Origin of the sequence: Amycolatopsis sp. NPDC004625, assembly GCF_040609695.1 — a bacterium.
In the GTDB taxonomy this organism is placed as follows: Bacteria; Actinomycetota; Actinomycetes; order Mycobacteriales; family Pseudonocardiaceae; genus Amycolatopsis.
The window spans coordinates 58,945-85,093 of sequence record NZ_JBEXKX010000041.1; the positions used below are offsets into that span (position 1 = coordinate 58,945).

Annotated in this window: 24 protein-coding genes, 4 tRNA genes and 4 pseudogenes; 23 read left to right on the forward strand and 9 right to left on the reverse strand. The window is 69.9% G+C overall.

Going from position 1 to position 26,149, the window contains the following annotated elements:
• The first annotated feature begins 2 nt into the window (after positions 1–2).
• From kdpC to ABZW17_RS35220, 3 genes are read left to right on the forward strand one after another with little or no spacing between them, the layout of a single operon-like run.
• Positions 3–614 (forward strand): K(+)-transporting ATPase subunit C, encoded by a 612-nt coding sequence (gene kdpC / locus ABZW17_RS35210; RefSeq protein ID WP_354823778.1) that lies wholly within the window; start codon positions 3–5, stop codon positions 612–614.
• A 3-nt stretch (positions 615–617) separates the two neighbouring features.
• Positions 618–3,164, forward strand: coding sequence for a DUF4118 domain-containing protein (locus ABZW17_RS35215; RefSeq protein WP_354823780.1), 2,547 nt, complete (start codon positions 618–620; stop codon positions 3,162–3,164).
• Complete coding sequence (locus ABZW17_RS35220; protein WP_354823782.1) at positions 3,161–3,856, forward strand: response regulator; 696 nt, start codon at positions 3,161–3,163, stop codon at positions 3,854–3,856. Before ABZW17_RS35215 ends, ABZW17_RS35220 begins: the two co-directional genes overlap by 4 nt.
• A 305-nt stretch (positions 3,857–4,161) precedes the next feature.
• Here the strand turns inward: ABZW17_RS35220 and ABZW17_RS35225 are convergent.
• Positions 4,162–4,371: pseudogene (locus ABZW17_RS35225) on the reverse strand (ABC transporter permease); the annotation flags it as partial.
• Between the two features lie 235 nt (positions 4,372–4,606).
• Here ABZW17_RS35225 and ABZW17_RS35230 point away from each other — a divergent pair.
• The 3 genes from ABZW17_RS35230 to ABZW17_RS35240 are packed head-to-tail and all read left to right on the forward strand — an operon-like array spanning position 4,607 to position 5,623.
• Positions 4,607–4,933 carry a PadR family transcriptional regulator gene (locus ABZW17_RS35230; RefSeq protein ID WP_354823784.1) on the forward strand — a complete coding sequence of 109 codons (327 nt, stop codon included), beginning with the start codon at positions 4,607–4,609 and terminating at the stop codon, positions 4,931–4,933.
• Positions 4,930–5,286 (forward strand): DUF1048 domain-containing protein, encoded by a 357-nt coding sequence (locus ABZW17_RS35235; protein ID WP_354823786.1) that lies wholly within the window; start codon positions 4,930–4,932, stop codon positions 5,284–5,286. Before ABZW17_RS35230 ends, ABZW17_RS35235 begins: the two co-directional genes overlap by 4 nt.
• A 1-nt stretch (position 5,287) precedes the next feature.
• On the forward strand, positions 5,288–5,623 hold the full coding sequence (locus tag ABZW17_RS35240) for a DUF1048 domain-containing protein (RefSeq protein ID WP_354823788.1): 336 nt from the start codon (positions 5,288–5,290) through the stop codon (positions 5,621–5,623).
• Positions 5,624–5,845: 222 nt separating this feature from the next.
• On the opposite strand, the gene ABZW17_RS35245 is transcribed toward ABZW17_RS35240, so the two are convergent.
• Entirely contained in the window at positions 5,846–9,271 is a 3,426-nt protein-coding gene (locus ABZW17_RS35245; RefSeq protein WP_354823790.1) for an NACHT domain-containing protein, read from the reverse strand.
• 983 nt (positions 9,272–10,254) lie between these two features.
• Here ABZW17_RS35245 and ABZW17_RS35250 point away from each other — a divergent pair.
• Positions 10,255–10,620: an RICIN domain-containing protein gene (locus ABZW17_RS35250; RefSeq protein WP_354823822.1), complete on the forward strand. Its 366-nt coding sequence runs from the start codon at positions 10,255–10,257 to the stop codon at positions 10,618–10,620.
• A 354-nt stretch (positions 10,621–10,974) separates the two neighbouring features.
• Here ABZW17_RS35250 and ABZW17_RS35255 read toward each other — a convergent pair whose 3' ends face one another.
• The gene (locus tag ABZW17_RS35255) at positions 10,975–11,859 is read right to left on the reverse strand and encodes a hypothetical protein (RefSeq protein ID WP_354823826.1); all 885 of its coding nucleotides are present in this window, start codon (positions 11,857–11,859) and stop codon (positions 10,975–10,977) included.
• 131 nt (positions 11,860–11,990) lie between these two features.
• Positions 11,991–12,248 (reverse strand): annotated as a pseudogene (locus ABZW17_RS35260) (histone-like nucleoid-structuring protein Lsr2); the annotation flags it as partial.
• A 146-nt stretch (positions 12,249–12,394) separates the two neighbouring features.
• Here ABZW17_RS35260 and ABZW17_RS35265 point away from each other — a divergent pair.
• Positions 12,395–12,685, forward strand: coding sequence for a helix-turn-helix domain-containing protein (locus tag ABZW17_RS35265; RefSeq protein ID WP_354823792.1), 291 nt, complete (start codon positions 12,395–12,397; stop codon positions 12,683–12,685).
• A 33-nt stretch (positions 12,686–12,718) separates the two neighbouring features.
• Positions 12,719–13,593 (forward strand): annotated as a pseudogene (locus tag ABZW17_RS35270) (hypothetical protein); the annotation flags it as partial.
• Between the two features lie 190 nt (positions 13,594–13,783).
• Here the strand turns inward: ABZW17_RS35270 and ABZW17_RS35275 are convergent.
• From ABZW17_RS35275 to ABZW17_RS35290, 4 genes are all read right to left on the reverse strand, one after another.
• A tRNA-Val gene (locus tag ABZW17_RS35275) sits at positions 13,784–13,855 on the reverse strand.
• A gap of 1 nt (position 13,856) precedes the next feature.
• Positions 13,857–13,927 (reverse strand) — tRNA-Cys (locus ABZW17_RS35280).
• A 24-nt stretch (positions 13,928–13,951) separates the two neighbouring features.
• Positions 13,952–14,024, reverse strand: a tRNA-Gly gene (locus ABZW17_RS35285).
• Positions 14,025–14,136: 112 nt separating this feature from the next.
• Complete coding sequence (locus ABZW17_RS35290; protein ID WP_013227152.1) at positions 14,137–14,562, reverse strand: SsgA family sporulation/cell division regulator; 426 nt, start codon at positions 14,560–14,562, stop codon at positions 14,137–14,139.
• A gap of 391 nt (positions 14,563–14,953) precedes the next feature.
• On the opposite strand from ABZW17_RS35290, the gene ABZW17_RS35295 reads away from it, so the two are divergent.
• The 14 genes from ABZW17_RS35295 to ABZW17_RS35360 all read left to right on the forward strand — a co-directional run bounded on the left by ABZW17_RS35295 (position 14,954) and on the right by ABZW17_RS35360 (position 26,098).
• A tRNA-Val gene (locus ABZW17_RS35295) sits at positions 14,954–15,025 on the forward strand.
• Positions 15,026–15,801: 776 nt separating this feature from the next.
• On the forward strand, positions 15,802–17,328 hold the full coding sequence (locus ABZW17_RS35300; protein ID WP_354823794.1) for a sugar transferase: 1,527 nt from the start codon (positions 15,802–15,804) through the stop codon (positions 17,326–17,328).
• Between the two features lie 209 nt (positions 17,329–17,537).
• A complete protein-coding gene (locus ABZW17_RS35305; RefSeq protein WP_354823796.1) occupies positions 17,538–18,152 on the forward strand; it encodes a malonic semialdehyde reductase in 615 nt (204 codons plus the stop codon).
• Between the two features lie 133 nt (positions 18,153–18,285).
• The gene (thrS, locus tag ABZW17_RS35310) at positions 18,286–20,322 is read left to right on the forward strand and encodes a threonine--tRNA ligase (protein ID WP_354823798.1); all 2,037 of its coding nucleotides are present in this window, start codon (positions 18,286–18,288) and stop codon (positions 20,320–20,322) included.
• Complete coding sequence (locus ABZW17_RS35315; RefSeq protein WP_354823800.1) at positions 20,319–20,861, forward strand: HIT domain-containing protein; 543 nt, start codon at positions 20,319–20,321, stop codon at positions 20,859–20,861. Before thrS ends, ABZW17_RS35315 begins: the two co-directional genes overlap by 4 nt.
• 95 nt (positions 20,862–20,956) lie before the next feature.
• Entirely contained in the window at positions 20,957–21,478 is a 522-nt protein-coding gene (locus ABZW17_RS35320; RefSeq protein WP_354823802.1) for a MarR family transcriptional regulator, read from the forward strand.
• An 88-nt stretch (positions 21,479–21,566) separates the two neighbouring features.
• Positions 21,567–22,199 (forward strand): phosphatidylinositol phosphate synthase, encoded by a 633-nt coding sequence (pgsA, locus tag ABZW17_RS35325; protein ID WP_354823804.1) that lies wholly within the window; start codon positions 21,567–21,569, stop codon positions 22,197–22,199.
• On the forward strand, positions 22,196–23,113 hold the full coding sequence (locus ABZW17_RS35330; protein ID WP_354823806.1) for a phosphatidylinositol mannoside acyltransferase: 918 nt from the start codon (positions 22,196–22,198) through the stop codon (positions 23,111–23,113). Before pgsA ends, ABZW17_RS35330 begins: the two co-directional genes overlap by 4 nt.
• Before the next feature lie 19 nt (positions 23,114–23,132).
• Positions 23,133–24,278 carry a glycosyltransferase family 4 protein gene (locus tag ABZW17_RS35335; RefSeq protein ID WP_354823824.1) on the forward strand — a complete coding sequence of 382 codons (1,146 nt, stop codon included), beginning with the start codon at positions 23,133–23,135 and terminating at the stop codon, positions 24,276–24,278.
• Complete coding sequence (locus ABZW17_RS35340; protein WP_354823808.1) at positions 24,275–24,757, forward strand: NUDIX hydrolase; 483 nt, start codon at positions 24,275–24,277, stop codon at positions 24,755–24,757. The genes ABZW17_RS35335 and ABZW17_RS35340 overlap by 4 nt, the downstream gene beginning before the upstream one ends.
• A 1-nt stretch (position 24,758) precedes the next feature.
• Positions 24,759–25,028 carry a hypothetical protein gene (locus ABZW17_RS35345; RefSeq protein ID WP_354823810.1) on the forward strand — a complete coding sequence of 90 codons (270 nt, stop codon included), beginning with the start codon at positions 24,759–24,761 and terminating at the stop codon, positions 25,026–25,028.
• Entirely contained in the window at positions 25,025–25,282 is a 258-nt protein-coding gene (locus ABZW17_RS35350; RefSeq protein WP_354823812.1) for a hypothetical protein, read from the forward strand. The genes ABZW17_RS35345 and ABZW17_RS35350 overlap by 4 nt, the downstream gene beginning before the upstream one ends.
• A 32-nt stretch (positions 25,283–25,314) precedes the next feature.
• Positions 25,315–25,584, forward strand: coding sequence for a hypothetical protein (locus tag ABZW17_RS35355; protein ID WP_354823814.1), 270 nt, complete (start codon positions 25,315–25,317; stop codon positions 25,582–25,584).
• A gap of 13 nt (positions 25,585–25,597) precedes the next feature.
• Positions 25,598–26,098 carry an XdhC family protein gene (locus ABZW17_RS35360; RefSeq protein WP_354823816.1) on the forward strand — a complete coding sequence of 167 codons (501 nt, stop codon included), beginning with the start codon at positions 25,598–25,600 and terminating at the stop codon, positions 26,096–26,098.
• On the opposite strand, the pseudogene ABZW17_RS35365 reads toward ABZW17_RS35360, so the two are convergent.
• Positions 26,054–26,149 (reverse strand): annotated as a pseudogene (locus ABZW17_RS35365) (SigE family RNA polymerase sigma factor); the annotation flags it as partial. The gene ABZW17_RS35360 and the pseudogene ABZW17_RS35365 sit on opposite strands and share 45 nt — an antisense overlap.

Consider the following 26,149-nt stretch of genomic DNA (forward strand, 5'->3'; position numbering starts at 1 on the left):
CCATGAAGGTGCTGTACAAGCAGACCGTCGCCGGCCTGAAGATGCTGCTGGTGCTGACCGTGCTCCTCGGCGTGGTCTACCCCCTCGCAGTGTGGGCGGTGGCCCGGATCCCCGGCCTGTCGGACCGGGCCGAGGGCTCGATCGTCACGCAGAACGGCCAGGCCGTCGGGTCGTCGCTGATCGGGGTCGACCCGGTCGCGAAGGACCCGGCGCACGACCCGTACTTCCACAACCGGCCCTCGGCCGGGTCGAAGGACCCGCTCGGCCCCGGTGACCCGTCGACCTCGGGTGCCTCGAACAAGGGCACCGGCAACGAGGACCTGCTCGCGACCGTCAAGCAGCGGCAGGAGCTGATCGCCAAGCGGGAAGGCGTCGACGTCGCGAAGGTCCCGGCCGACGCCGTGTCCGCGTCGGCGTCGGGGCTCGACCCGCAGATCAGCCCGGCCTACGCCGAACTGCAGGTGCCGCGGGTCGCGCGGGAGAACGGCCTGAGCGAGGACGAGGTCCGCAAGCTCGTCGCCGGCAACACCACCGGACGCGGGCTCGGCGTCCTCGGCGACCCCGGCGTCAACGTCCTGCAGCTCAACCTCGCCGTCGCGGCGGCCAGGCACTGACCCGTGACGACAGCGGAAGCAGGTAAGCGCCGCCGCGGTGAGCTGCGGATCTACCTCGGGGCCGCCCCGGGCGTGGGGAAGACCTTCGCCATGCTCGGGGAGGCCCGCCGCCGCCTGGACCGAGGCACCGACGTCGTCGTCGGCCTGGTCGAGACCCACGGCCGGCGCAAGACCGGCGAACTGCTCGACGGCCTCGAAGTCGTCCCCCGGCGCACCCTGACTTACCGCGGGCACGGCTTCGAGGAGATGGACGTCGACGCGATCCTGACCCGGGCCCCGGAGGTCGCGGTCGTCGACGAGCTGGCGCACACGAACGTGGCCGGGTCGCGCAACGAGAAGCGCTGGCAGGACATCGAGGAACTCCTGGACGCCGGGATCGACGTGCTCTCGACGGTGAACGTGCAGCACCTGGAGAGCCTGAACGACGTCGTAGAGCGGATCACCGGCATCGCCCAGCAGGAGACTGTGCCGGACGAGGTCGTCCGTCGCGCCGAGCAGCTGGAGCTGGTCGACATCACCCCGGAAGCGCTGCGGCGGCGCCTCGCCCACGGCAACGTCTACCCGGCCAACCGGATCGACGCGGCACTGGGCAACTACTTCCGGCCCGGCAACCTCACCGCGCTGCGGGAGCTGGCGCTGCTGTGGGTGGCCGACCAGGTCGACGTCGCGCTCCAGCGCTACCGCGCCGAACGCGACATCACCGACACCTGGGAAGCCCGGGAGCGGGTGGTCGTCGCGATCAGCGGCGGCCGGGAGAGCGAGACGCTGATCCGGCGGGCCCGGCGCATCGCCAAGCGGGCCGGGGCCGAACTGATGGTGCTGCAGATCCTGCGCGGCGACGGGCTCGCCGGCGTCTCCCCGCAGGCGCTGGCCGAGTACCGCAAGCTCGCCGACGACGTCGGCGCCACCTTCCACACCGTCGTCGGTGACGACGTCCCGACCGCGCTGCTGGACTTCGCCCGCGGGGTGAACGCGACGCAGGTGGTGGTGGGCACCTCCCGGCGCTCCCGGGTGGCGCGGCTGTTCGACGAAGGCATCGGCGCCACCGTCGTGCAGGAGTCCGGGCCGATCGACGTGCACATGGTCACCCACGACGAGTCCGGCGGCCGGCTGCGCGCCAAGCTGTTCCCGCGCAGCTCCCTGGCCCGGCGGCGGCAGCTGCTCGGCTGGGCCCTCGCACTGGCGCTGCCCGCGGTGGCGACGCTGATCGGCGTGGTGCTGCGGCAGACGCTCATCCTCTCCACCAACGTCATCGACTACTTCCTCGCGACGATCGTGGTCGCCCTGGTCGGCGGACTCGGTCCGGCGCTGTTCGCCTCGATCGCCAGCGCCCTGCTGCTCAACTTCTTCTTCACCCCGCCGCTGTACACGTTGACTGTCGACGCCCAGCAGAACGTGATCACGCTGGTCGCGATGGTCGTCGTCGCGGTGGCGTTCGCTCTCGTCGTCGACCGGGCTTCCCGTCGGGCGGATGCGGCGGCGCGGGCGCGGACGGAGGCGGCGCTGCTGGCCTCCTACGCGCGGACGGTGCTCGGACAGGACCAGCCGTTGCAGCGGCTGCTCGAGAAGATCCGGGAGAACTTCGGGCTCGAATCGGTTTCCCTGCTGGAGAAGCAGGACGACGAGTGGGTCCGGGCGGCCTGCACGGGGGAGCGGCCGTGCGAGGACCCGGACGAGGCCGACGTCGACGTCCCGGTCACCGACGACGTCCACCTCGCGCTGCGCGGACGCACCCTGCCGGCACACGACCAGCGCGTCCTCGAAGCGGCCGCGGGTCAGGCGCTGCTGGCGTTGCGGCAGCAGCGGATGGCGGTCCAGACGCAGGAAGCGCAGCGCCGGGCGGAGACGACCGAGCTGCGCACGGCGCTGCTGTCGGCCCTCGGACACGATCTGCGCACGCCGCTGACTTCGATCAAGGCCGTCTTCGGCGGCCTGCGCGCCCACGACGTCGACCTGTCCGAAGAGGACGCCGAGGAACTGCTCGCTGCCGGTGAGGAGTCCACCGACCGGCTGTCCGGCCTGATCGACAACCTCCTGGATTCGTCGCGGCTCGCGACCGGCGCGGTGCAGCCGGTACTGCACCCGGTCGGCTACGACGAGGTTGTCGCGGCCGCTCTGTCCACGCTGGACGCGCGTGAGCCGATCGACCTCGACGTCGACGATCGCCTGCCCGCGGTGCAGGCCGACGCGGGCCTGCTCGAGCGCGCGGTCGCCAACGTCATCGACAACGCCCTGCGCCACGGCGCGACCGGCCGCGTGCCCTCGGCCATCGCGATCCGCGGCAGCGCCTACGCCGGCCGGGTCGAGCTGCGGGTGGTCGACCACGGCCGCGGGCTGCCCAAGGGAGCCGCCGACTCGGCGTTCGCGCCGTTCCAGCGGCTCGGGGATCGCAACACCACCACCGGGGTCGGGCTCGGCCTGTCCGTCGCCAAGGGCTTTGTCGAGGCGATGAACGGGACCATCCGCGCCGAGGACACTCCCGGCGGCGGGTTGACGATCGTCATCTCGCTGCCCGCCGCCGTCGTTCCGGAAAGCGAGGTCGTGCGATGACGTCCGTGCTCGTGGTCGACGACGAAACCGCCCTGGTGCGGGCCCTGCGGATCAACCTCACCGCGCGCGGCTATTCCGTGGTCACCGCCACCGACGGCGCCTCCGCGCTGCTGACCGCGGCGACCGAGCACCCGGACCTGGTCCTGCTCGACCTCGGGCTGCCCGACATCGACGGCATCGAGGTGATCCGCGAGCTGCGCACCTGGAGCGCGATGCCGATCATCGTCCTGTCGGCCCGCGACCGGTCCGCCGACAAGATCAAGGCGCTCGATACGGGAGCGGACACCTACGTCACGAAGCCGTTCGGCATGGACGAGCTGCTGGCGTGCCTGCGCGTCGCGGAACGCCGGCTGGCCCTCGGCGCCTCGCCCGAGCCGGCTCCCGTCGTCGAGACCGCCGCGTTCACGGTGGACGTCGGCGCCAAGGTCGTCCGCCGCGGCGGCGAAGTGGTGCACCTGACCCGCACCGAATGGGCCATCCTCGAGCTGCTCGTCCGCCACCCCGACTCGATCATCAGCGGCACCCACCTGCTGACCACGGTCTGGGGGCCGGGCTACGCCGACCGCGGGCACTACTTGCGCGTCTACCTGGCTCAGCTGCGCCGCAAGCTCGAACCCGAGCCGTCCCACCCGCGGTACCTGATCACCGAAACCGGCATCGGGTACCGCTTCGCCCCGGAGGAGTCGCCGTGACCGATCCCGCGGGAACCACCGAACGCGAAGACCTCGACGAACTCCGCCGGCTGGCCGACGAGGGCAGCACGCGCCAGCACGACGAAATCGCCGATCTTGTCCGAGCGCAGCCTGCATCAGCGTTTCCTTCACACCTTGCGGGGACACGTTCTGGCCGGCCAGGCGAACACGGTGCTCGCGCTGCGGAGCCGGCCGTCCGGGCGCTCGCCACGATTCACGCCCTGACCGAGCCCGGCGCACCAGGCGAGGGCCGTCCAGATGTCGGTGCCGACCGGCGTCTGCGTGAACAGCGCCCGGATCGTGGGGAAGCGCTCGAAGATCCCGCTCTTGAGGTCGGTGAACAGCCGCAGGGCGGTGTAGGCGATGCCGGACGCGATGTTGATGAGCCGGATGCCCGGCAGCAGGTAGCCGACCGGCGTGACGACGGTCGTGATGATCGTGCCCAGGCTGCGGGTGACGTGGCGCAGTGACCGTCCCAAGAGGACGCTCGTGTCGCCGAGGGCATGCGTTGTCATCGGTTCTCGTTTCCGTGCGGGTGCCGACGACGGCGAAGTAGACGTCTTCGAGGGTCGGCTGTTTCTCGACGTGTTCGATCTTGTCGGCCGGCAGGAGCAGCGTGCACAGGACTTCTCGAGACCGCGAGCCGGATCGCTGTCATCGGTCATCCCCCTTGCCGAACTAGTAAGTGGTGCCGAGTACTGGTATATAGTAGTACTGACTAGTGGTGACAGGGGCAAGCCCGGAGGAGCGATGGACGACCTGACCGAGATGCTGAAGGGCACTCTCGAAGGCTGCGTGCTCGAAATCATCGGCAGCGAGGAGACCTACGGCTACGCCATCACGCGCCGGCTGAACGACCTCGGTTTCGGTGACGTCGTCGAGGGAACCGTGTACACGATCTTGTTGCGGCTGGAGAAGAACAAGCTCGTCCAGGTGACGAAACGACCGTCCGAGAAGGGGCCGCCGCGCAAGTTCTACCAGCTCAACGACGCCGGCCGGAAAGAACTCGGCCGGTTCTGGGTGAAATGGCAGTACGTCTCATCGCGTATCGACAAATTGAAGGAGGGCGGGAAGTGAACTTCTGGGAGACCGTCACCGGTAGCGACATGACCCGGGAACACCAGGCGTTCGAGGCGAGGGCCGGGGCGTTGCCGGAGGACTACCGCGCGGCGTGGGAGCAGATCAAGGCGCACCTGTTCCCTTATGGGGACTTCAGCGGCCGCAACCTGATGCCGATCCTCGACGGCGCGCTGGGCCTGCTCGAGGAGACCGCGGCGGAGGGCCAGGACGTCCACGACGTGCTGGGGGACGACATCCCGGGCTTCTGCGCTGCGCTGGCCGGCGGGGAAGGCGCTCGGACCTTCCGCGACCGGTGGCGTCGGCAGCTGAACCGGAATGTGGCGAAGAAACTGGCGCGGCTGGGAGGCTGACATGGGTATCCAGGACATCATCGAAGGCAAGAAGCAGTGGCGGGCCCACCAGGCGCGGGTCAAAGCCCTTCCGCCGGACTACCGGATCGTCTACCAGGAAATGCAGAAGTACCTGTTCAAGGTCGGCCCGGTCGACCTTGAGGGAAACCTGCTTCCGGGGATCGTCGACTTCTTCGAGGAGAGCGCCGCGACCGGCCGGGGAGTGCTGGAAGTGATCGGCGAGGACGTCGCCGCCTTCTGCGACGACCTGATCAAGGACTCGCCCACCTACGCCGACGTCTACCAGGAGTCGGTCGCGGGCGGGGAGGGGCCGGAAAGCGGGGTGAAACCGAGCTGAGACTCCGGTTGCGGGCTTCGCCGGTGTCGAGCATCGCGGTGCCGTGGTCGGAGTCCGGAAAGGGAACCGCCATCCGACGAACGCTGGCGTCGATCTCATTTCTACGCTGTATAGTTGAGCCTCGGTTTGTGCGCAGGTGAGGGCGATGGCGGCGCGAGGGGCGAAAGGGCGCCGTCGGTGACGAACAGGCGGTAGGACAGCATCGAGCGGATCCCGGCGGTTTCACATCTCCGGGATGCTCCAGACCTGCACGAGGCCGTCGTCGGGCGACGCGGAGGCGAGTGACTTTCCGTCCGGCGCGAAGGCCAGGCCGCGCGGCGATCGGCGGTAATACGGGTCCCCTCCGGCAGTGGGTTGGAGTGTTCCGGTCGTGACGCCGGTGGTTGGATCGTGCAGTTCGATGGTGCCGTCGTTCTGACCGACAGCAAGCTCGGCACCGTCGGAACTCAGTGCGATCGACTCCGGAGCCGACCGTCCGGTGGCGAACCTGTGCACCAGGCCGCCACCCTCGGTGTTCCACAGCCCGCCGTTGTCGAGTTCCCACAGCGCGGCCACGCCGTCGCCGTCCACGGTCGTCACCGTGCGGCCTGCCGTGCCGACCGCGAACAACTGGCGGCCGGAGCGGTCCACGTCGAGCGTGCGGGCCGGGAGAGTCCGCACCACCGCGCGGGTGGTCACGTCGGCTACGACGACCGAACCGTCGTCGAACAGGATGGCCAGCAGATGTCCGTCCACGCTGTAGGCGAGGTTGCGTACCGCCGACGTCGCCGGTCCGTACGGCCCAAGGGGGGCGCCCGCAGCGTGATCGCCGGTGAGATCCCACAGCTGCACGGTTCCGTCGTTCCTGCCGATGGCCATCGCCGTGCCGTCCGGGCTGAACGTCAGACCGACGGAGGTGGGGTGGTTGCACTCACCGGTTGCCCCCGGCAGTGGCCGGGCCGGCTCGACTTGGCCGGCTCGCCAGCGCCAGACCGCGCACGTGTTCTCGCCGGCCGGGAATGAGTCCGCAGTGGTGGCCAGCGTGAGCTCGGTGCCATTCGCGCTCAGGCCGAGTCCGGCGATCGATCCCACCTCAAAATCCAGCCGGACGGTGGCTTCGAGCCGGCCGCTGGGCACGTCCCACACCCGGACGGCCGGCGCGCGGGTGTCCGTGGCGATCGCGGCCAGCTTGCGGCTGTCGAGGCTGAGAACCATGCCCTCGCTCAAGGGAGGCCCGTCGAATCTCCGGCCGGATTCGGGTGGACTGTCCAGCAGGCGCGGGGCGTTCGTGAGATAGATCCCCGGGACGGCTGCCGCCAGCAGGACGGTCGAGGTGAGCAGGACCACCACCCCCGGCCGCTTCCCCCGCCGCCGCCGAGCAGCCCGTGACGTCGTCGTCGGGTCGGCGACCGGACCCCACCGGTCAGCGAGATGGTCGGTGAGCAGGTCGTGCCGCAACTGGTAGGCAGGGCCGGTCTGCCGCAGCACACCTACTTCGTGCGCGCGGCGCAGGAACCGGTCCAGCCGCCACGGAAGCCGGCCGGACAGGACCAAGTACGCGCGGGCGACGGTGTAGGTCAACCACGCGGTGCCCGAGCCGATCAGCACGACACCCCCGATGACGACCCCCATGATCAGGCTGATCGGCAGGAGTGGCGGCTGGCGCGAGGCCGGGAAGGCCAGCGAAGCCAGCGCCGCTGTGGCCGCACCGGCGAAAGCGGCGGCGGCAACGGTGCCGAACAATGCTCGCCGGTCCCAGCGCAGCAGGTTTTGCGGCGAGCTCGACTCCTGGCGTTCGGCAGGAGCGGCGAGCCAGCGGGCCAGCCCGAGCGGGACGCCGACCGAACCGGCAACCAACGCCCACAGGCCGACCGCCACCTGGCTGTCGATCGGGGTGACCAGCAGCACCGCCAGGAACGGCAGCGCGACGACCACGCCGATCCCGAGACCGGCGGCCAGGCTCGGTGCCAGCAGCCGCACCCGGGGGGCGCTGCGTTGCGGCAGGCCCCCGTTGAGCGCGCCGAGCCCGTTGACCGCGGCGACCACGGCAAGCACGATGAAGATGGCGAACAGGGTCAGGCCCGCCCAGTAGTCACCTGAACTGAGCGAAAAGGCCCAGTCCACGACGGCGAAGTCGGCGGCGACGGTCGCCGGCCGGGCGAACTGGTACCCGATCGCCAGCGCTGTGACGCTGAGCGTTGTCGTCACCGTCAGCAGCATGCCGAGGTCCTGCACGAGGCCGGAGCCGATCGCGGCGAGGAACCGGCGACTGGCTGCCTGCCTGCGTGCTGTGCGGATCGAGCGGGGGACGACCATCGCTCCGACCGCCAGGCCGATGACCAAGCCAGGCCCGAGCAAGCCCGCGAAGCTCTGGGACGAACCGAGAAGGGCCGCCAGAGCCGGCGTGAACACGGCGCCCAGTACGCCGGCGAACAGCATGATCGTGGTCGCGATCGCCGCGGTCGGCACGGATCGGGCCAGGCGCCACCACTCGTAGTTGGGATCCCCGACGCGGTCGCGCAGGTGGTGGGCCAGGAAGGCCAGCCACCGCGTGCTGCGTTCCCGTTCGTGTTCATCGGGGTACACCGAGGGCAGGAACCGGGTCAGCAGGTGCTGCCTGGCGGCGTCGGCGGTGGCGAACCGGGTCAGCTCGGCAGGATCGCCGGCGGGGTCCCGGTAGACCTGGCGGGCCAGGCTGATCATCAACGGCGTGGACAGCGCGGTGGCGAGCGGGCCGCCTGGTTCCCGCCGCATCCGGTCCACCACAGCGTCCCATCGCCGGGATCGCGCGGGCTCGCGCTGGGTGAGGTAGACGGCGGCGTCCTCGACGGTGACCGGTTCGATGTCGACGACGGCCGCGTGCGACAGGGCGTTGCCGGCGGCGAAGGCACGCTCGTACTCGGTGGTGCGGCAGGTCAGCACCAGCCCCAGGCCGGTGCCGGCCGACCGGTCCAGGTCGGCGAGTGCGCGCGCGAGCATCGGCTCCGGCAGTTCGTCCAAGCCGTCCAGGACCGGGAGCAGCTGCCCGGCCGCCCACAGCCGCCGCAGCCTGTCGGCGCCGCCGGCGAGTTCCGGGTGGTCGTCGGCGATCCGCCGGGCCACCCACGTTTCGATCGGTTCGCCGGTGGAGTCGTCCGGGTTCCGCGGTCGCCAGCCGGCGACGGAGAGCAGCAGGGGCACCGGGTGGCCGGCGTACGCGGCCGCGGCCAGCGTGTAGAGGATGGCCAAGGTGGTCTTGCCCGCCCCCGGAGCGCCCAGCACCACCAGCTGCCGCCGATCGTCGGAATGGAAGGCCTCGACCAGCTCGCGTGCGACCGGCAGAACGTCGGTGACGTCGTGGTTCAGGGCGCCTCGCAACGGCCGGCGAGCGCTCGTCACCTCCACCGGGCGGCTGGAGGGCCGCCACCGCAGGCGCACCGGGCGCGGCTGGTGGAGGCCGCGGTGGCCGACCTCGTCCCGCCACTGGTCCCGCACCTTGGCTCGCAACGTGGCGAGGGTGTCGTCGACCGAGACTGCTCGGCGCCGCCACCACCGGTCGCCCAGCTGGTGGATGGTCAGCGAGCCGATGTCCCGGGCCTGCACCACGGTGCCATCGGCCGTGCCGGTGACCGTGTTGGACGTCGACCCGTGGCACGCCGGTTGCGGGCGCGTCTCGGCGGGCTCGGTCACCACCACCTCCATCGATTTCCGATGCCCGGAACGGGCCGTGCCGACGCCGACGTGGTGACTAGTCGCGGAGAACGGGAGCTCCGTTACGGCCGGCAATGGCCGGTGCGCACCGGCGGGCGAATCGCCGTCCGGGGCGGTGGTGGCCAGTCGTAGACCCAGGCCCTGCCTCGAGTTCCGAGCCCGGTTTCGTTGGGGACTGGTCATCGCGCCTGTTCGAATCACGGTGGGCGGCGGACTCCAAAGTGGAGAGGATGGGTCAATTACCGACGCAGATGTGCTGGGCGATGAGGTCTTCGTCGTCGGTCTCAGGCGCCCTCGGCATACTCGCGTGTTGGGTGGCAAGGACGGTCGTCGCGTGCAGATCGTCACGGCCGCGGCCCTGCGCCCGGACTACCGATTGACCCGTGATCAGGCGGCTCCACCGGAGCAGATCTGCCTCGTAAGTGCTTGGAGCAGAGCGCAACAGTTGCTCGAGACTCGCCCCGGCAGAGCCTGCCGCGCCAGCGATGCGCGGCCGTCCGGGTTCCTCACCGGCACGGTATCGCTCGGTTGGCCCAGGCGCGGCATGGCGGCCGCTTGTAGCAGTACCAGAATCCTCCGCGACTTCGGATGTCAGGAGCAAGTGTCGAAGGGACATCAGCGTGCGACGGGCAATGTTGTGGTTGGGTGCGGCGGCGGTTCTCGGGCTAGGGTGGGCCGCGCTACGCACAGGTGTCGGCTGGCTGACGGATGAGCATCATCCCGCTCGACCGGCATTGGAGGCGTCGAGTTGGCTTGCGGGCATCGGTAGTTTGGTGACAGCAGGTTTGGGGCTGGTCATACAGGTCCGTGAGCGGAACGGTGGCAGGCTTGAAGCTGTCCGCCCCCGGATTCTGTCTTTAGGGTATGGCGAGGGGGCACGTGGACCATTCCTGATCATCGGTAGAGAAAAGGGACTCGCGCTCGATACAGTTAAACAGGATCGACATGGCTCGAAGCCGATTATGTGGCCGCCGAACGGTCTTGTGCACCAGTTGTGGAGGCTTCGTGCAGTGAAGAATCACTGGGCGGAGTATGTCATCGAATCCGTCGAGAATGGACTGGTGTTGGATGCGGGGGCCGGTGAAGAGCTCTCTCGTAATCCGACAATGCGGTCGCGCACTGGTGAACCTGGTCAGCGGTGGCGGTTCTCTCGGACTGATGATGGTGCGGCGTATTTTCTCCGCTCTGTACTCACAGGACATGCGCTCGACTTCCCCGTCGACTCGGGCCCGTATTCAATTCCCCATCTCTATGAATATCACAGAGGATTTCATCAGCAATTTCTATTGGCTAGCGTGTCCGCTGCCCGCGTTCGAGAGGTTGAATAAGAAGCTTCCCGAGAAGGCTCTCCGGCGGCGATAACTCGGCCTGAGTTCAGTCAGATAGAAGGCCCTTGATCAGTACAACGTGAGGTTCCGGGTCAGCGGGTGCGTGGCACTGGTGGCGATCTCACGTCTGCAGGCCGTGCTCGCCGAGTACGTCCGGCACACTACAACGGTCGACGGCGCACCGTTCCCGCGAGCTTCGCCCACCCCGGCTGACCCATCCCCGTCGCAGATCCTGACTCTCAGCGGATCAAGCGACAGCGGCTTCTCGGAGGACTGATCAACGAGCACGAACGAGCCGCGTGAAGCCACTGGTCAGCGCCGTGACCGACCTTTTTTGGAACCCCATAGGTCAGATCAGAGCAGTCGTTCGCCGTTCAGGGCGGCTTCCTCCTTGACCGCCTCGAAGAACTCCGCGTCGATCAGCTCGTCCGATTCGTCGTCGTAGTAGGCGGACGCCCGGTAGGGCACCCAGCAGCCCCGGATGCCGTCGAGCAGGTCTTCCAGGAGATCCTGGGCCGGGCGGGCAGGGGCCAGCTGGCTGATCCGCGGCATCAGCCCAGCCAGCAGTTCCGGGTCACCGGGTCCGTGCTGCTCGGCTTTCTCCGCCGCTTCCTTGATCTGCTGGATCAGCTGCACCGGATCGGCGAGTTCTCCTTCCGCGGCGGACATGGCCGACTTGATCAAGTCGATGACGACTTCGCGCGGGGTTTCGCCGGCGTTGAGGCGTTCCAGCACGAGGGATGGGGTCTCGACAGCAAGGGTTGTAATGCCGTCTGCTTCGTGGACCACCATGGTCGGATCGGCGCTGCGGCGACTGCGGCCGCGGTGAAGTCGACTTCGTGCAGCAGCTTGAACCGGCGATGCCTCGGCGCGAGTCAGCAGAACGGCTTGTCCCGCTCGGCCGGACAGGTCGCTCAATTCGGCCTGTTCGACTGCGGCGAGCTCTTGTTCGGCGTCGACGATGACGTGCTCGGTAAGGGTCGAATCGCTCACGGCATGCAGTACCCGGCCGACGCGGTGCACAGCTTCCTCGACCCGGACGTACGAGACGATGAGGTGGTCGCCGTCGGGGAGGTTCGGGTTCCGGATCGAAGGCACGACCTTGGCGAAGGCGTCGCGTTCACCTTGCCGTCGCCAGCCTTCGCTGTTGCCCTCGTGGTCATCAGCCGCGCTGGCCGGGTGCGTGTAGGTGCGCCACGCCTGACGGGACAACTCCGTGAGGGCGGACGCCAGCGCCAAGGCTTGCTCTCGACCCCTACTTCGGAGGGGTCATGAGGATTCAGGCGTGCTTCTGTGCTGGCGAGATGAGTGGTATGCCATCGATGATGGTCTTCGCGATGCGGCCCTGATCGGCTATTTCGTATCCGTTTTCTCGAACTTGGCTCCGGTTCCTGTTTTGTGCTGTCGGTCGGCTGGCCGACGGCGACCTTGATCCGGCGGTCGCCGGATCGGCCTACGGACACCACATATGGTGCCGGTGCTTCGCGCAGTGCGTTGGCGTTCGTTGTGGACAGGTCGATTTCGTAGGCGACGCCGTCGAGTCCGAAGGGGACGGTATGCTCGGCGGGGCCGCCGGTTCGTCGAATAGTAGCGTCGCAGAATCGCTGCGCGTTGTTGGCTTCGCTCATGTACGAGGCTCTTTGACTTTTTTTCGGGGGCTTATTGACTGTCGGGGCGAACACTTCCCTGACTGACTCGGTTTTCTGACAACAAGAATGGAGTGCGTGATGGAGAACGAATGAACCACGGGAGCGGAACCGGCTGCGTTGTCGCCGTGGCCATCCGCGAGCTCGCGGCGGCGGTGCGGGCGACCGTGCCGGAGCCGCCGGCGGATCCGGATGAGTTGCTGACCCCGGAAGAGGTGGGGGAGGTGCTGCAGTTGTCGCCGAGGACGTTGAAGGACCAGGCCGCCGCCGGCGTGCTGCCGCATCGCCGGTTCGGCAAGCACCACCGGTTCACCCGTGGCGATGTCGCCGAGATCGTGCGGCTCAGCGCCGCGCCGGTGAAGCCGTCGCAGCACCGGGTGTCCGTTGCGGACGCCGCGAAGGATTTCCGCGCCGCGTGAGGCGGGCGGACAGGCAGAGCAGAGGAGTGAGAGATGGCCTGCGGCCAGGGAGATCCCGGGACCGGTGAGTGGCGCGCTCGGTACAAGCGCCCGGACGGGACGTGGGGGAGCAAGTCAGGCTTCCCGACGGAGAAGGCCGCCGAGGACTGGGGGTTGGAGCAGCAGGCGTTGATCCGGCGGAACCTGATGATTCCGGCCAACCCGTGCAACGGGGTCCGGGTGTCGATGGGGGAGTTCGACACCGAGCGGCTGGTGGCCAAGCCGGCGCAGGCACTGCGGGCGGCGATGCGGCTCTACGAGCTGGGCCTGGGCAAGTCGGGGTTCGTGCTGTGCCTGATGGATTTCTATACCGGTGCCCGATGGGGATGAACTTGTCGGCCAGCAGTGGCACGAGTACGACTCCGAGCGCCGTGGCATCGAGATCCGGACGCCATTTAAGTAGGTGGCGGGGAAGGTCTACAAAGGAGGGCAGAAGAGTGATGATCATCGTGAGGACGGTCGCCAGCGGCCGCGGACGCGGCGTGGGAACTCGGCCGAAGAAGGGCCGGACGAAAACTCCTGCGGGTACGCGGTTCGTGGCGCTGCCACCGGGATCGCGGTTCTGTATGAGGAGGTGATGGACAGCCATCGGGAGCCGTTCGTGCTGTGCACGCCGGAGGGGTATCGGTGGCGGCGGTCGAACTTCCGGATCCGCTTTTGGCGGCCGGCGTGGGACGGCAACGAACTCGACGACGTCGGCGCAGGGGAGCGGCGTCCGCCCATCCTGCCGACGTTCACCTTCCACGAAGGCCGCCACACGCACAGCACCTGGCTGACTGAGGACGGGATCCCGGAAGTCGCCCGGCGGGCGTGGCTGGGGCAGAAGATGAAGGGGCATCGCCCGCATCGACGACCAGGTGACCCCGGCACGCCGGTCAGCCAGACGGCTGTCGCCCGAGAAGCCGTGGTCACACCAGACCGAGGGTGACTCACGAAGGTGACCAGACTGGGGGTCCGGGGGCGTGCCCCCGGCGGGGGCGTGGGGGCTCGGCCCCCACAGGACACGACAAGAGAGCCCTGGCTTGCGCTTTCCGCAAGCAGGGCTCTCCCGCGATCGAGTGCGCGATACTGGGATTGAACCAGTGACCTCTTCCGTGTCAGGGAAGCGCTCTCCCGCTGAGCTAATCGCGCGAGGTGGAGACGGGATTCGAACCCGTGTACACGGCTTTGCAGGCCGTTGCCTCGCCTCTCGGCCACTCCACCGTGACTAGGCTCGAGAGCCTATCGAGCGGATGACGGGATTCGAACCCGCGACCCTCACCTTGGCAAGGTGATGCGCTACCAGCTGCGCTACATCCGCACTCCGCAGCTCCGGGAACCCGAGTCCCCGTCGCCGTGGTGTGGGAAAACCATATCGGACGCCGAAAACCGCTTCGACACCGGGGTGTCACTCCGCTGTTGCGGGGCCGTCATCAGGCCAGATCGTGGGGGATGAGGTGGGTGAGCGCGTCGTCGACGTCGACCCACAGGTGCTCGTTGCCCGGGAGGACCACGTCGTACGTGCGGTCCAGGAAGTCGGCCAGCTCCTGGGCCGATGCCTCGAACATCGCGTGGCCGGAGGGGGAGTTCAGCTCGATCAGGACCGCTTCGGGGTCCTCGACCGAGGGGCGGATGCGGACGTCGCCGTCGCCCGCGTCGGCCAGGAGGCCGTCCGCGAGGAGGTCACGTGCGTACACCCACTCGACCCAGCCGGCCCGGCCGGTGCGGAAGGCCGCGACGACCGCATACGGGTCGCGTGTGTCGTAGCGCAGCTCCACCTTCACCGGAACCGCGGGAGTCCGCGGCGCCAGCAGGTCGAAGACCGCCGTCGAGCGGAGCGTCACGTGATCGTTGCGCATCGTCCTACCCTTCGTCTCCCTTCCCGGCCCGGCCCGGCCGAGGGCATCACCACTGGGACGCATCGGGAGGCCTGTTCCGTCGCGGGTGCGCCGCAGATCACCCGTACGGGCTCTTCGGCCCCCGTCTCCACCCGTGACCACCCACGGCGCGCAGCTGACCGGCGCGCCCCGTGGGGCCCACGACCTCCATACTGCGCGGTTTAGCCGCCGGGCGATAGCACCGTCGCACGGATGTCGAACGTGGCGTCACGCGGCCCCCCGTCCGCACAACCCCGGCTAGCTCGGGGTTGTGCGGACCGTACTCGCCGGTAAGCGGAGTGTGGTCGAAGAGGACCACCCGTTTGCAGGCGCCTGAAAGTCGTACGCTAAAGTTCCAGGCAACACCGCGAGCGGGCGATTAGCTCAGCGGGAGAGCGCTTCGTTCACACCGAAGAGGTCACTGGTTCGATCCCAGTATCGCCCACGCGAGAGCTGAGAAAGCCCCGTCCGCCGAAACCGCGGACGGGGCTTTCTTCGTTCGTGCTCCCAGGCCGGGCCGCATTTCGGGGACCGGACGCGAAGCCCGCGCAACCGGAGTGAACGATCCGTTCGGCTCGGCCGTATCTGCTCACGAGCGCCGTGTGCGCCCCTGCCGCCGAGGCCGGCCGGATCTGCTTCCGAACCGTGTCGACGCGGCGGGTTTCCGTCGAACGTGACCCTGTGGGAGGGCGATGTGATCCTCGGCACGCCACGGCGCCCGACCCGCCCGCGCTCCCGGGTCGGCCCCGCGCTGCCCGACGTGTGACAGAACCGCCGCGCGTGACGCCGTGGCGATGAATGTCACGGACGGTTCGCGTGGGGTCCGGGCCGCCGGCGGCCCGCCGGACCTCTGGTCCACTGTGGACCAGCCGGCGCGACCAGTGTCCACAGTAGAGTCGTCCGGTCCGTTCGGCCGTTCGGCGCTGCTTGGTCCACCCGAGTGCGGGCACCGTTCTATTCGCTACGGAACGTAGTTTTCACGGGGATACGCCCTATTACCCATCGTCATCATCTTGTTATGTCCCGGCCATTTTCTGGCGGGGAAGTGACGCACCATGTGGCTGGAAATCCTTGTAACGCTGCCGAGAGAGTCGCCGATAACTTGCCGTGTGAAGCCTCCGCGGGCTCTGCGCGATCACAGAAGTGTGGTGACTCTCCGAAATCCTTTTCGGTGACGCTGCGTGCCCGCGGGTCAACCAGATCCTGTTCCCGGGAGGTCAGATGGAAGAGTCGGTGCGGCCTTCGTACACGGTGAGCCAGCCACCGCCGCACATCGACCTCCAGGCCATCCCGCGTCCCGTCAAGCGGGACGGCCACGGCGACGACGACGCGGCGAGCCCGTCCTCGAAGGCGTGGCCGGCGGCCTGGGAAGCGCGGTACAGAGCCTGGGTCATCGGCAGCGACGTGTTCATCACGCTGCTGGTGATCGCGATCAGCGCGTTCGTCATCGATCGCGTTGCCCCCCATGACATGCACGCCTTCGGCACCATGCTCGCCGTCTTCGTCTCCCTGCCGGTGAGCCGGGCCTGGAGCCCGCGCGTGCTCGGCGAAGGCGCGGAGGAGTACCGCACCCTCGGCCGGGGCTTCATCACCGCCGCCGTCCTGGTCGCGCTGGGCGGCCTGCTGTTCGGCGCGCTCGAGGTCCAGGTCTGGGTGTTCATCGTCGTCCCGGCCATCGCGCTGGTCGCCTTCCCGCAGCGCTACCTGCTGCGCCAGGTGCTGCACCGCAAGCGCGCCAAGGGACTCTGCCTGCTGCCGGTGATGGCGGCCGGCAGCCCCGAAACCGTCGCCGACCTGATCGCCCGCACCCGCTCCGAGGTGCACGTCGGCTGGCGCGTCGAGGCCGCCTGCACGTTCAGCGGTCACGGCGAAGACCGCGACAGCGGCGAGATCGACGGCGTTCCGGTCGTGGGCCGGCTGGAGGAGCTGTCCCGGCACGTCCGGCGCGGCGGCTACCGGGTCGTGGCGATCACCGCCGACCAGTACTGGACGCCGAAGCGGCTGCAGCGGCTGGCCTGGGACATGGAGGGCACCGGCGCCGAGATGGTCGTGGCGCCCGTCCTGATGGAGGTCGCCGGGCCCCGGCTCAACGTCACCGGCGTGCTCGGCATGCCGCTCCTGCGGGTCACCGCGCCGATGTTCACCGGCGGCCGCCGGGTGGTGAAGGAGATCGTGGACCGCGCCGGCTCGGCGCTGCTGCTCACCCTGCTGTCCCCGCTCCTGCTGGTGATCGCGGTGGCGATCAAGCTCAACGACCGCGGCCCGGTGATCTACCGCCAGCGCCGCGTCGGCCGCGACGGTGCGACGTTCACCATGCTCAAGTTCCGGACGATGGTCACCAATGCCGACGAAATCCGGAAAACGCTGGAGCAGGAGAACGAAGGCGCCGGCCCGTTGTTCAAGATGAAGCGCGATCCCCGTATCACCCGCGTGGGTGGTTTCCTGCGCCGGTATTCGCTCGATGAGGTGCCGCAGCTGTTCAACGTCGTCGCCGGGAAGATGTCGCTCGTCGGCCCGCGGCCGCCGCTGCCGGAGGAAACCGCGCAGTACGCGCCGGACGCCCGCCGCCGGCTGCTGGTCAAGCCGGGGCTGACCGGGCTGTGGCAGGTCAGCGGGCGCAGCGACCTCACGTGGGCCGAGAGCATCCGCCTCGACCTGCGCTACGTCGAGGACTGGTCCCTCGCCCTGGACCTGGTGATCCTCTGGAAGACCTTCCGCGCGGTGATGGGCGGGCAGGGCGCCTACTGACCCGCCGGCCGCGCAGTGCGCACCACGGCCGCCGACCCCACTGGAGGGGGTCGGCGGCCGTGTCCGCGTTTCAGGCCCCGCGATTGCCGTCCCCGATCGGGTGAGGGGTGGCGGCCGCCTGTGATCCAGGCAACTGGTTGAACGCGAAATAGTTCAACGCTCAACCTCGTTGCACGGGGTACCGACCCAACGGAAGGAACCCCAGCCCCATGACCACCTTTGCCGAGCAGACCGAGGCCATCGCTCTCCCCGCGGACGTCCAGAACCTGCTGTTCCGCGAGGCCCGCACGGCCAACAGTTTCAGCTCCGAGCCGGTGACCGAGGAGCAGGTCCGCGCGATCTACGACCTCGTCAAGTGGGCCCCGACGTCGATGAACACCCAGCCGCTGCGTGCGCTGGTGCTCCGGACCGCCGAGGCGAAGGCCCGCCTGCTGCCGCACATGTCGCCGGGCAACCGCGACAAGACCGAAGCCGCCCCGCTGACCGTCGTGCTCGCCGCCGACGTCGACTTCCACGAGAACATCCCGCAGGTGTTCCCGCACGCCCCGCAGGTGAAGGACAACTTCTCCGACGAGCAGGGCCGCGTCGAGTTCAGCAAGCTCAACTCGCTGCTGCAGGTCGGCTACTTCATCATCGGCGTCCGCGCCGCCGGCCTGGCCGCCGGCCCGATGACCGGCTTCGACGCCCAGGGCGTCGACGACGAGTTCTTCGCGGACAGGAAGTGGCGCTCGCTCGTCGTCGTCAACGTCGGCAAGCCGGGCGAAAACCCCTGGTTCGACCGCCTGCCGCGGCTCGGCTTCGACCAGGTCGTCGAGACCCTCTGACCGCGATCGGACGGGCCGTCTCCGGAGCCGGGGGCGGCCCGTCCGGCGTTCGCGCCACGCGCGTGAGGCGCGAAGACGCCGCCGACTAGCATCGACGGCGTCATCTCTGTCACTCCAGCTTGAGGAGCCGATCGTGTCCCAGTCGCCCCCCGTTTCCCCCGTGGCCGCCTCCCGCGTGGTGGTACCGGCGGGCACTACGGCGGGCGCGGCGGTCCGCGAAGCCGGCCTGCCGACCAAGGGCGAGGACACGGTCGTCGTCGTGCGCGACGCCGACGGGAAGCTGCGCGACCTCGCCTGGGCGCCGGAAGCCGACGCCGAGGTCGAGCCGGTCGCGGCGAACACCGAGGACGGGCGCAGCGTCATCCGCCATTCGGCCGCCCACGTGCTCGCCCAGGCCGTGCAGCAGCAGTTCCCGGACGCCAAGCTCGGCATCGGCCCGCCGGTCAAGGACGGTTTCTACTACGACTTCGCCGTTGACAGGCCGTTCACCCCGGAGGACCTGCAGGCGCTCGAAAAGCGCATGAAGCAGATCGTGAAGGGCGCCCAGCAGTTCTCGCGGCGCGTTTTCGACTCCGTCGACGAGGCCAAGAAGGAACTGGCGGACGAGCCGTTCAAGCTCGAACTCGTCGACCTCAAGTCCGACAAGGACACAGTGGACACCTCCGAAGTCATGGAGGTGGGCGAGGGCGAACTCACCATCTACGACAATCTCGACCCGCGCACCAAGGAACGTGTCTGGAGTGACCTCTGCCGCGGCCCGCACGTGCCGACGACGAAGTTCATCCCGGCGTTCAAACTGACTCGCGTCGCCGCCGCGTACTGGCGCGGTAGTGAAAAGAACCCGCAGCTGCAGCGGATCTACGGCACGGCGTGGGAGTCGGCCGAGGCGCAGAACGCCCACCTCGAGCGCATCGCCGAGGCCGAGCGCCGCGACCACCGCAAGCTCGGCGCCGAGCTGGACCTGTTCTCCTTCCCCGAGGAGATCGGCTCCGGCCTGCCGGTGTTCCACCCGAAGGGCGGCATCATCCGCCGGGAGCTGGAGAACTACTCGCGCCGCCGCCACGAAGAGGCCGGCTACGAGTTCGTGAACACTCCGCACATCAGCAAGGGCGAGCTGTTCCACACTTCCGGCCACCTGCCCTACTACGCGGACACGATGTTCCCGCCGGTGCAGTTCGACGAGGAGAACTACTACCTCAAGGCGATGAACTGCCCGATGCACAACCTGATCTTCCGCTCGCGCGGGCGGTCCTACCGCGAACTGCCGCTGCGGCTGTTCGAGTTCGGGACGGTCTACCGCTACGAGAAGTCCGGCGTGGTGCACGGCCTCACCCGCGTGCGCGGGCTGACGATGGACGACTCGCACATCTACTGCACCAAGGAGCAGATGCCAGGCGAGCTCCGGTCGCTGCTGAAGTTCGTCCTCGACCTGCTCGCCGACTACGGCCTCTCCGACTTCTACCTCGAGCTGTCCACCCGCGGCGACTCCGACAAGTTCATCGGCGAGGACTGGGAGTGGGAGGAGGCCACCGAGACGCTGCGGCAGGCCGCCGTCGACTCCGGCCTCGAGCTGGTCCCGGACCCGGGCGGCGCGGCCTTCTACGGCCCGAAGATCTCGGTGCAGGCGAAGGACGCCATCGGCCGCACCTGGCAGATGTCGACGATCCAGCTGGACTTCAACCAGAACAAGCGGTTCGGGCTCGAGTACACCGCGCCCGACGGCTCGCGCCAGACGCCGGTGATGATCCACCGCGCGCTGTTCGGCTCGATCGAGCGGTTCTTCGGCGTCCTGACCGAGCACTACGCGGGCGCGTTCCCGGCGTGGCTCTCGCCGGTGCAGGTGGTCGGCATCCCGATCACCGCCGACCAGGTCGGGTACCTCCACGACGTCGAGAAGGCGTTGCGCGCCAAGGGCCTCCGCGCCGAGGTCGACGCGAGCGACGACCGGATGCAGAAGAAGATCCGCACGCACACCACGCAGAAGGTGCCCTTCATGCTGCTGGCCGGCGCGAAGGACGTCGAGGCGGGCGCGGTGTCGTTCCGCTTCCGCGACGGCGGCCAGATCAACGGCGTGCCGGTGGAGAAGGCGGTCGAGGCGATCGCGGAGTGGGTCGCGCGCCGCGAAAACGCGTCGCCGTCGGCCGACGCGCTGGAGACGGTCGTTCGGTGAGTGAGGGTCCCGAGCTCGTCGAGCAGCAGGGCATCGGGGTCCAGGACGCCTTCCAGCGGCTCTGGACCCCGCACCGGATGGCCTACATCAAGGGCCAGGACAAGCCGGACGGCGACGAGGAACCCGGCTGCCCGTTCTGCCGGATCCCGTCGCTGGACGACAAAACCGGCCTGATCGTCGCGCGCGGTGACGTCGTGTTCGCGGTGCTGAACCTGTACCCGTACAACCCGGGGCACCTGATGGTGGTGCCGTACCGGCACGTCGCGGACTACACCGAGCTCACGGCCGAGGAGACGCGCGAGGTCGCCGGATTCACGCAGCACGCGATGAAGGTGATCCGCGCGGTCTCCGGTGCGCACGGCTTCAACATCGGGCTGAACCAGGGCCACATCGCGGGCGCGGGCATCGCCGCGCACCTGCACCAGCACCTGGTGCCGCGCTGGGGCGGGGACGCCAACTTCATGCCGGTCATCGGCCAGACGAAGGTGCTCCCGCAGCTGCTGGGGGAGACGCGGGACATGCTGGCCGACGCCTGGTGAGCCACCGGCGGTGTCGTCTGGACCACCGGAACCCGGCGGGGCGCTGACCGGCAAAAACTCCTGATTGAGTGTTCAACCGAGAGTATGATGGGGTTATGTCCGGAACCCGATGGCTCAGCGACGACGAACAGCGCGTCTGGCGTGAGTTCAATTCGGCCACCCGCATGCTCAGCGCGCACCTCGAAGGCCAGCTGCAGCACGACTCGGGCATGCCGCACACCTATTACGAAGTTCTCGTCGCCCTGTCGGAAGCGCCCGGCCGCCGGCTGCGGATGAGCGAGCTCGCCGACGCGCGGCAGGCGTCCCGCAGCCGCCTTTCGCACGCCGTCGCGCGGCTGGAGGCGAACGGCTGGGTGCGCCGCGAAGCGTGCCCGACCGACAAGCGCGGCGCCTGGGCGGTGCTCACCGACGCCGGCTTCACCGCGCTCGAGGCGGCCGCGCCCGGGCACGTCGAGGCCGTCCGCGAGAGCCTGTTCGACCCGCTGACGCCGGAGCAGGTGACCGCGCTCGGGGAGATCAGCGCCGCGATCCGCCGTCAGCTCTCGCCGAAGTGCGCGGCCGCCAAGGCCGCCGAGGACGCGCGGGAACACGAGGGCGAGCTGACGAAATCGGGCTGACCCGGGGCGGCGCGTCGGGTCGGCCGAGGCGGGTGGATAGGCTGCATTCGCCCACCCGACCCTCGTAGCCAGGTGCCTCGACGAACCGATGCTCAATATCTTCGCGCGTGCCTCCGTCTCCCGCGTCACCGATCCGATCGGCCAGGCGCTGGTCCGCGCCGGGCTGACCCCGAACGTGATGACCGTGCTCGGCACCGCCGGCGCGGTCGTCTGCGCGCTGGTCTTCTTCCCGGCCGACCACCTGCTGTGGGGCACCTTCACGGTGTGGGGCTTCGCCATGCTCGACCTGCTCGACGGCGCCATGGCCCGCGCCCGCGGCTACGGCACCCCGTTCGGCGCGGTGCTCGACGCGACCTGCGACAGGCTGGTCGACGGCGCCCTGTTCGCCGCCATCGCCTGGTGGTGCTTCGTCGTCGACGACAACCGCCCGGCCGCCGCCGCGGCCCTGCTGTGCCTGGTCCTCGCCCAGGTCATCTCCTACGTCAAGGCCCGCGCGGACGCCTCCGGCCTGCCGGTGGACGGCGGCCTCGTCGAGCGCGCCGAGCGGCTCATCATCGCGCTGGTCGGCACCGGCCTGCACGGCTTCGGCATCCCGTACACGGTGGACGTCACGCTCTGGCTGCTCGCCGTCCTTTCGGTGATCACGCTGCTGCAGCGCACGGCCGCGGTGGCGAAGGCGGCCCGCGCGGCCGCCGCCGCTGCCGGGGAGCAGCCGGCATGAGCAAGTTCGGCGAGCGGTTGAGCGCCTTCGGCTACGCGGCCGGGTGGAAGCTCGCCGGCTGGCTGCCCGCCGGGTTCGGCGGCACGGTCTTCTCGCTCGGCGCGGACCTCGCCGTCCGCCGGGACGGCGGGGGCGTGCGGCAGCTGCGCGCGAACCTCGCCCGCGTGGTGCCGCAGGCCGACCCGGTCGAGCTCGACGAGCTGACGCGGCGCGCGATGCGCTCCTACGCCCGCTACTGGCACGAGACGTTCCGGCTGCCGTCGATGGACCACAAGGAGGTCAGCGCCAAGGTCGCGGCGTCGATCACCGGCGTGGAGAACCTCGACGCGGCCCTGGCCGAGGGCAACGGCGCGGTGATGGCGCTGCCGCACAGCGGCAACTGGGACGTCGCCGGCGTCTGGCTCGCCGACTACCTCGGCGGGTTCACGACGGTCGCCGAGCGGCTGAAGCCCGAGTCGCTCTACCGGCGGTTCGTCGAGTACCGGGAGTCACTCGGCTTCGAAATCGTCCCCCTCACGGGTGACAGTTCGGCGATGCGCGTGCTCCTGAAGCGGCTGCGCGAGAACAAGGCCGTCTGCCTGGTGGGCGACCGCGACCTGACCACCAGCGGCATCCCGGTGAAGTTCTTCGGCGAAAAGGCCCGCTTCCCCGGTGGGCCGGCCCGGCTGGCCGCGACGACCGGCGCGGCGCTGATCCCGGCCGGCTGCTGGTTCACCGAGGACGGCTGGCAGATCCGGCTGCACCCGCGGATCCGGGTCACCGCGCGCGCCGAGGTCCCGGCCGCCACCCAGGCCCTGGCCGACATCTTCGCCGGCGACATCGCCGCGCACCCGGCCGACTGGCACATGGTGCAGAAGTTCTGGCCGGCCGACCTCGAGGCCGCCGAGCAGGCAAGCCTCGAAGAAGCGAGCTGAGGCGGTGGCCGCGCGGCCGATGCGGGTCGGCATCGTGTGCCCTTATTCCTTCGACGTGCCCGGCGGGGTCCAGGGGCACGTCATCGACCTGACGAAGGCGCTGCTCGCGCGCGGGCACCGGGTGTCCGTGCTGGCGCCCGCGGACGAGGACGCGGAGCTGCCGGATTTCGTGCACCCGGCGGGCAAGGCGCTCGGCATCCCGTACAACGGCTCGGTCGCGCGGCTGCAGTTCGGCCCGGTGTCCTACGCCCGCGTCCGCCGGTGGATCCGCGAAGGTGACTTCGACGTCCTGCACCTGCACGAACCGGCTGCGCCCAGCCTGTCCCTGCTGGCGCTGCTGATTGCGGACGGCCCGATCGTGGCGACGTTCCACACCGCGACGACCCGCTCGCGCACGCTCTCGGCGTTCCAGCCGGTGCTGCGGCCGCTGCTGGAGAAGATCACGGCCCGGATCGCGGTGTCGGCGCTGGCCCGCCGCGTCCAGGTCGAGCACGCGGGCGGCGACGCGGTGGAGATCCCCAACGGCGTCGACGTCGGCTTCTTCTCCTCGGCGACGCCGCTGCCGGGCTACCCGCGGGCCGGTGGCACGGTCGGGTTCGTCGGCCGCTTCGGCGAGCCGCGCAAGGGCATGGGCGTGCTGCTGGAGGCGCTGCGGCGGATCCTGCCCGAGTTCGAGGACCTGCGGCTGGTCGTGGTCGGCCGCGGCGACCACGACCAGCTGCGCCGCGACGCCGGGCCGGAGCTGGCCCCGCACCTCGAGCTGCTCGGCCAGGTCGACGACCACGTCAAGGCCCAGGCCCTGCGCAGCGTCGACGTCTACTGCGCGCCCAACACCGGCGGCGAGAGCTTCGGGATGATCCTCACCGAGGCGATGGCGGCGGGGACACCGGTGCTGGCCAGCGGGCTCGACTCGTTCCGGCGGGTGCTCGACGACGGCCGCTCCGGGCTGCTCGTCGAGACGGGTGACCCGGCCGCGCTCGCGGACGGATTGCGTGAGCTGCTCGGCGACCCCGCGCGGCGGGCGTCGCTGGCCGCGGCGGCGGGGGAGCGCGTCACGATGTACGACTGGTCGGTGGTGGCCACCCAGGTGCTGCGCGTCTACGAGACGGCGGTCGCGGCCGACCCGCGCCGGGTCGCGGCTCCCGAGGGGGAGTTCGCCCGGTGAGCGTGCTCGGCTGGCTGCTGCCGCTGCTCGCCCTGGTCGTGGTGCTGGGCGGGCTCTTTCTGGTGGCGACGGCGAACCGGCTCGACCGGCTGCACGTCCGCACGGACGCCGGCTGGGCCGCGCTCGACGCGGCGCTGGCCCGGCGGGCCGTGGTGGCGCGCGCCGTGGCGGCGGTGCTGGGCGACACCGAGCTGCGGACGTCGGCCGAACGGGCCGAAGCGGCCCAGCGCCCGGACCGCGAAGCCGAAGAGGGCGACCTGACGCTGCAGCTGAGCCGCGTCGACCGGGCGGGCCTGCCAGCCGAGCTGGCCGAGGAGCTGACCGACGCCGAGCACCGCGTGGTGATCGCCCGCCGCGTCCACAACGACGCCGTCCGCGACACGCTGCGGCTGCGCCGGCGGCGGAAGGTGCGGTACTTCCGCCTCGCCGGGACCGCGCCGCTGCCGGAGTACTTCGAGTTCGCCGAGCCGGAGGTCTGACGTGTGGTGGGTGGTCGTCGAGGAGCAGCGCGGCGGTGGTGACGCGCGCGCCTGGAACGTCACGAAGACGAAGCCGGCGGGCGCGGACCGCGACCACGCCGACGAGGTGGCGCGGCGGCTCGCGTTCTCGCACGAGCCCGTGCACCCGTCGGCGGTGAAGGAGCGGAAGGTGCTGCGGGTCGGCGACGGCTACCTGGTGATCGCGACCGGCCGGACGCAGACGTTCCACTTCCGCGTGACGCTCGGCGAGACCGTGGCGGAGCCGGCATGAGCTGGTGGGTGGTCGTCGAGGAGCAGCGCGGTGCGGGTGAGGGCCGGGGCTGGTCGCTGTCGGAGACGTTCTCCCAGCCGGACCAGGCCACCGCCGAGGCCGAGGCGCTGCGGCTGGCCCGCGAGTACCAGCCCGTCTACCCGTGGTCGCCGAAGTCGCGGAAGGTGCTGCGCGGCCCGGGTGGGTACCTGGTGATCGTCGAAGGCCGGACGTCGACGTTCCACTTCCGGCTGAGCGTGCTCGAAGAGCTCTGAAACCGTCCGCGGCCCGCCCGCGTCCGAACGGCATGGGGTCGACGTGGTGGGTGGTCATCGAAGAGCAGGGCGGCATGGGCGACGGCCGGGGCTGGGGCGTCGCGGACGCGGCGGGGTACCCGGACCGCGACACCGCGTTCGACGAGGCGTACCTGCTGGCCAAGCAGCACCGGCCGCCGCGGCCGTCGTCGCCGCAGAAGCGGGTCGTGCTGCGGGTGGGCGACGGGTACCTGGTGCTCGTCAAGGGCAAGACCGACGTGTGGCAGTTCCGCGTGACGGTGGGCGAGCAGGTCGGCGGCTGACACACTGGGCGGCATGAGTGAGACCTGCGACGTCGCGCACGGCACGGCCCCGGCCGACCCCGGGCTGCGGACCCTGGTGGCGGTGTTCGCGTCGCCGGTGTCCCGGTACCTGCTGAAGTTCGCGCGCGAGCTCGGCTACCACGTGGCGCTGTTCGAGCCCGACCCCGCGCGCGTCACCGACGTGCCGGAGGGGTTCGAAGCGGACACCGTGCTGCCGTCGCTCGACGCGTCCGCGGACGTCGTCGTCACCGACCACCACCGGGCCGAGCTGGGTTCGGTGCTGAAGGCCGCCCTGGAGGGGAAGCCGCGGTGGGTGGGCGTGCTCGGCAATCCGCGGCACCCGGGCCCGCACGTGGCCGCCCTGCAGGGCCTCGGCGTCGGCGACGAGGACATCGCCCGGGTGCACCGCCCGGTGGGGTTGAACATCGGCTCCCGCACGCCACCGGAGATCGCCCTCGCGACCCTGGCCGCGCAGCACCATGACGGCCCGTTGTCTCGGCGGCAGCGTTCGTAACGCACGCCACAGCGGCTCGTGCTCGAACGGGTCGTCCGGCACGTGCGGGCT

Excerpts from the sequence above, each read along its gene's own strand:
- kdpC (WP_354823778.1), top strand. The coding sequence starts at position 3 with ATGAAGGTGCTGTACAAGCAGACCGTCGCCGGCCTGAAGATGCTGCTG.
- ABZW17_RS35220 (WP_354823782.1), top strand. The coding sequence starts at position 3,161 with ATGACGTCCGTGCTCGTGGTCGACGACGAAACCGCCCTGGTGCGGGCC.
- ABZW17_RS35230 (WP_354823784.1), top strand. The coding sequence starts at position 4,607 with ATGGACGACCTGACCGAGATGCTGAAGGGCACTCTCGAAGGCTGCGTG.
- ABZW17_RS35240 (WP_354823788.1), top strand. The coding sequence starts at position 5,288 with ATGGGTATCCAGGACATCATCGAAGGCAAGAAGCAGTGGCGGGCCCAC.
- ABZW17_RS35250 (WP_354823822.1), top strand. The coding sequence starts at position 10,255 with ATGTGGCCGCCGAACGGTCTTGTGCACCAGTTGTGGAGGCTTCGTGCA.
- ABZW17_RS35290 (WP_013227152.1), bottom strand. The coding sequence starts at position 14,562 with ATGCGCAACGATCACGTGACGCTCCGCTCGACGGCGGTCTTCGACCTG.
- ABZW17_RS35300 (WP_354823794.1), top strand. The coding sequence starts at position 15,802 with ATGGAAGAGTCGGTGCGGCCTTCGTACACGGTGAGCCAGCCACCGCCG.
- ABZW17_RS35305 (WP_354823796.1), top strand. The coding sequence starts at position 17,538 with ATGACCACCTTTGCCGAGCAGACCGAGGCCATCGCTCTCCCCGCGGAC.
- ABZW17_RS35320 (WP_354823802.1), top strand. The coding sequence starts at position 20,957 with ATGTCCGGAACCCGATGGCTCAGCGACGACGAACAGCGCGTCTGGCGT.
- pgsA (WP_354823804.1), top strand. The coding sequence starts at position 21,567 with ATGCTCAATATCTTCGCGCGTGCCTCCGTCTCCCGCGTCACCGATCCG.
- ABZW17_RS35330 (WP_354823806.1), top strand. The coding sequence starts at position 22,196 with ATGAGCAAGTTCGGCGAGCGGTTGAGCGCCTTCGGCTACGCGGCCGGG.
- ABZW17_RS35335 (WP_354823824.1), top strand. The coding sequence starts at position 23,133 with ATGCGGGTCGGCATCGTGTGCCCTTATTCCTTCGACGTGCCCGGCGGG.
- ABZW17_RS35350 (WP_354823812.1), top strand. The coding sequence starts at position 25,025 with ATGAGCTGGTGGGTGGTCGTCGAGGAGCAGCGCGGTGCGGGTGAGGGC.
- ABZW17_RS35355 (WP_354823814.1), top strand. The coding sequence starts at position 25,315 with ATGGGGTCGACGTGGTGGGTGGTCATCGAAGAGCAGGGCGGCATGGGC.
- ABZW17_RS35360 (WP_354823816.1), top strand. The coding sequence starts at position 25,598 with ATGAGTGAGACCTGCGACGTCGCGCACGGCACGGCCCCGGCCGACCCC.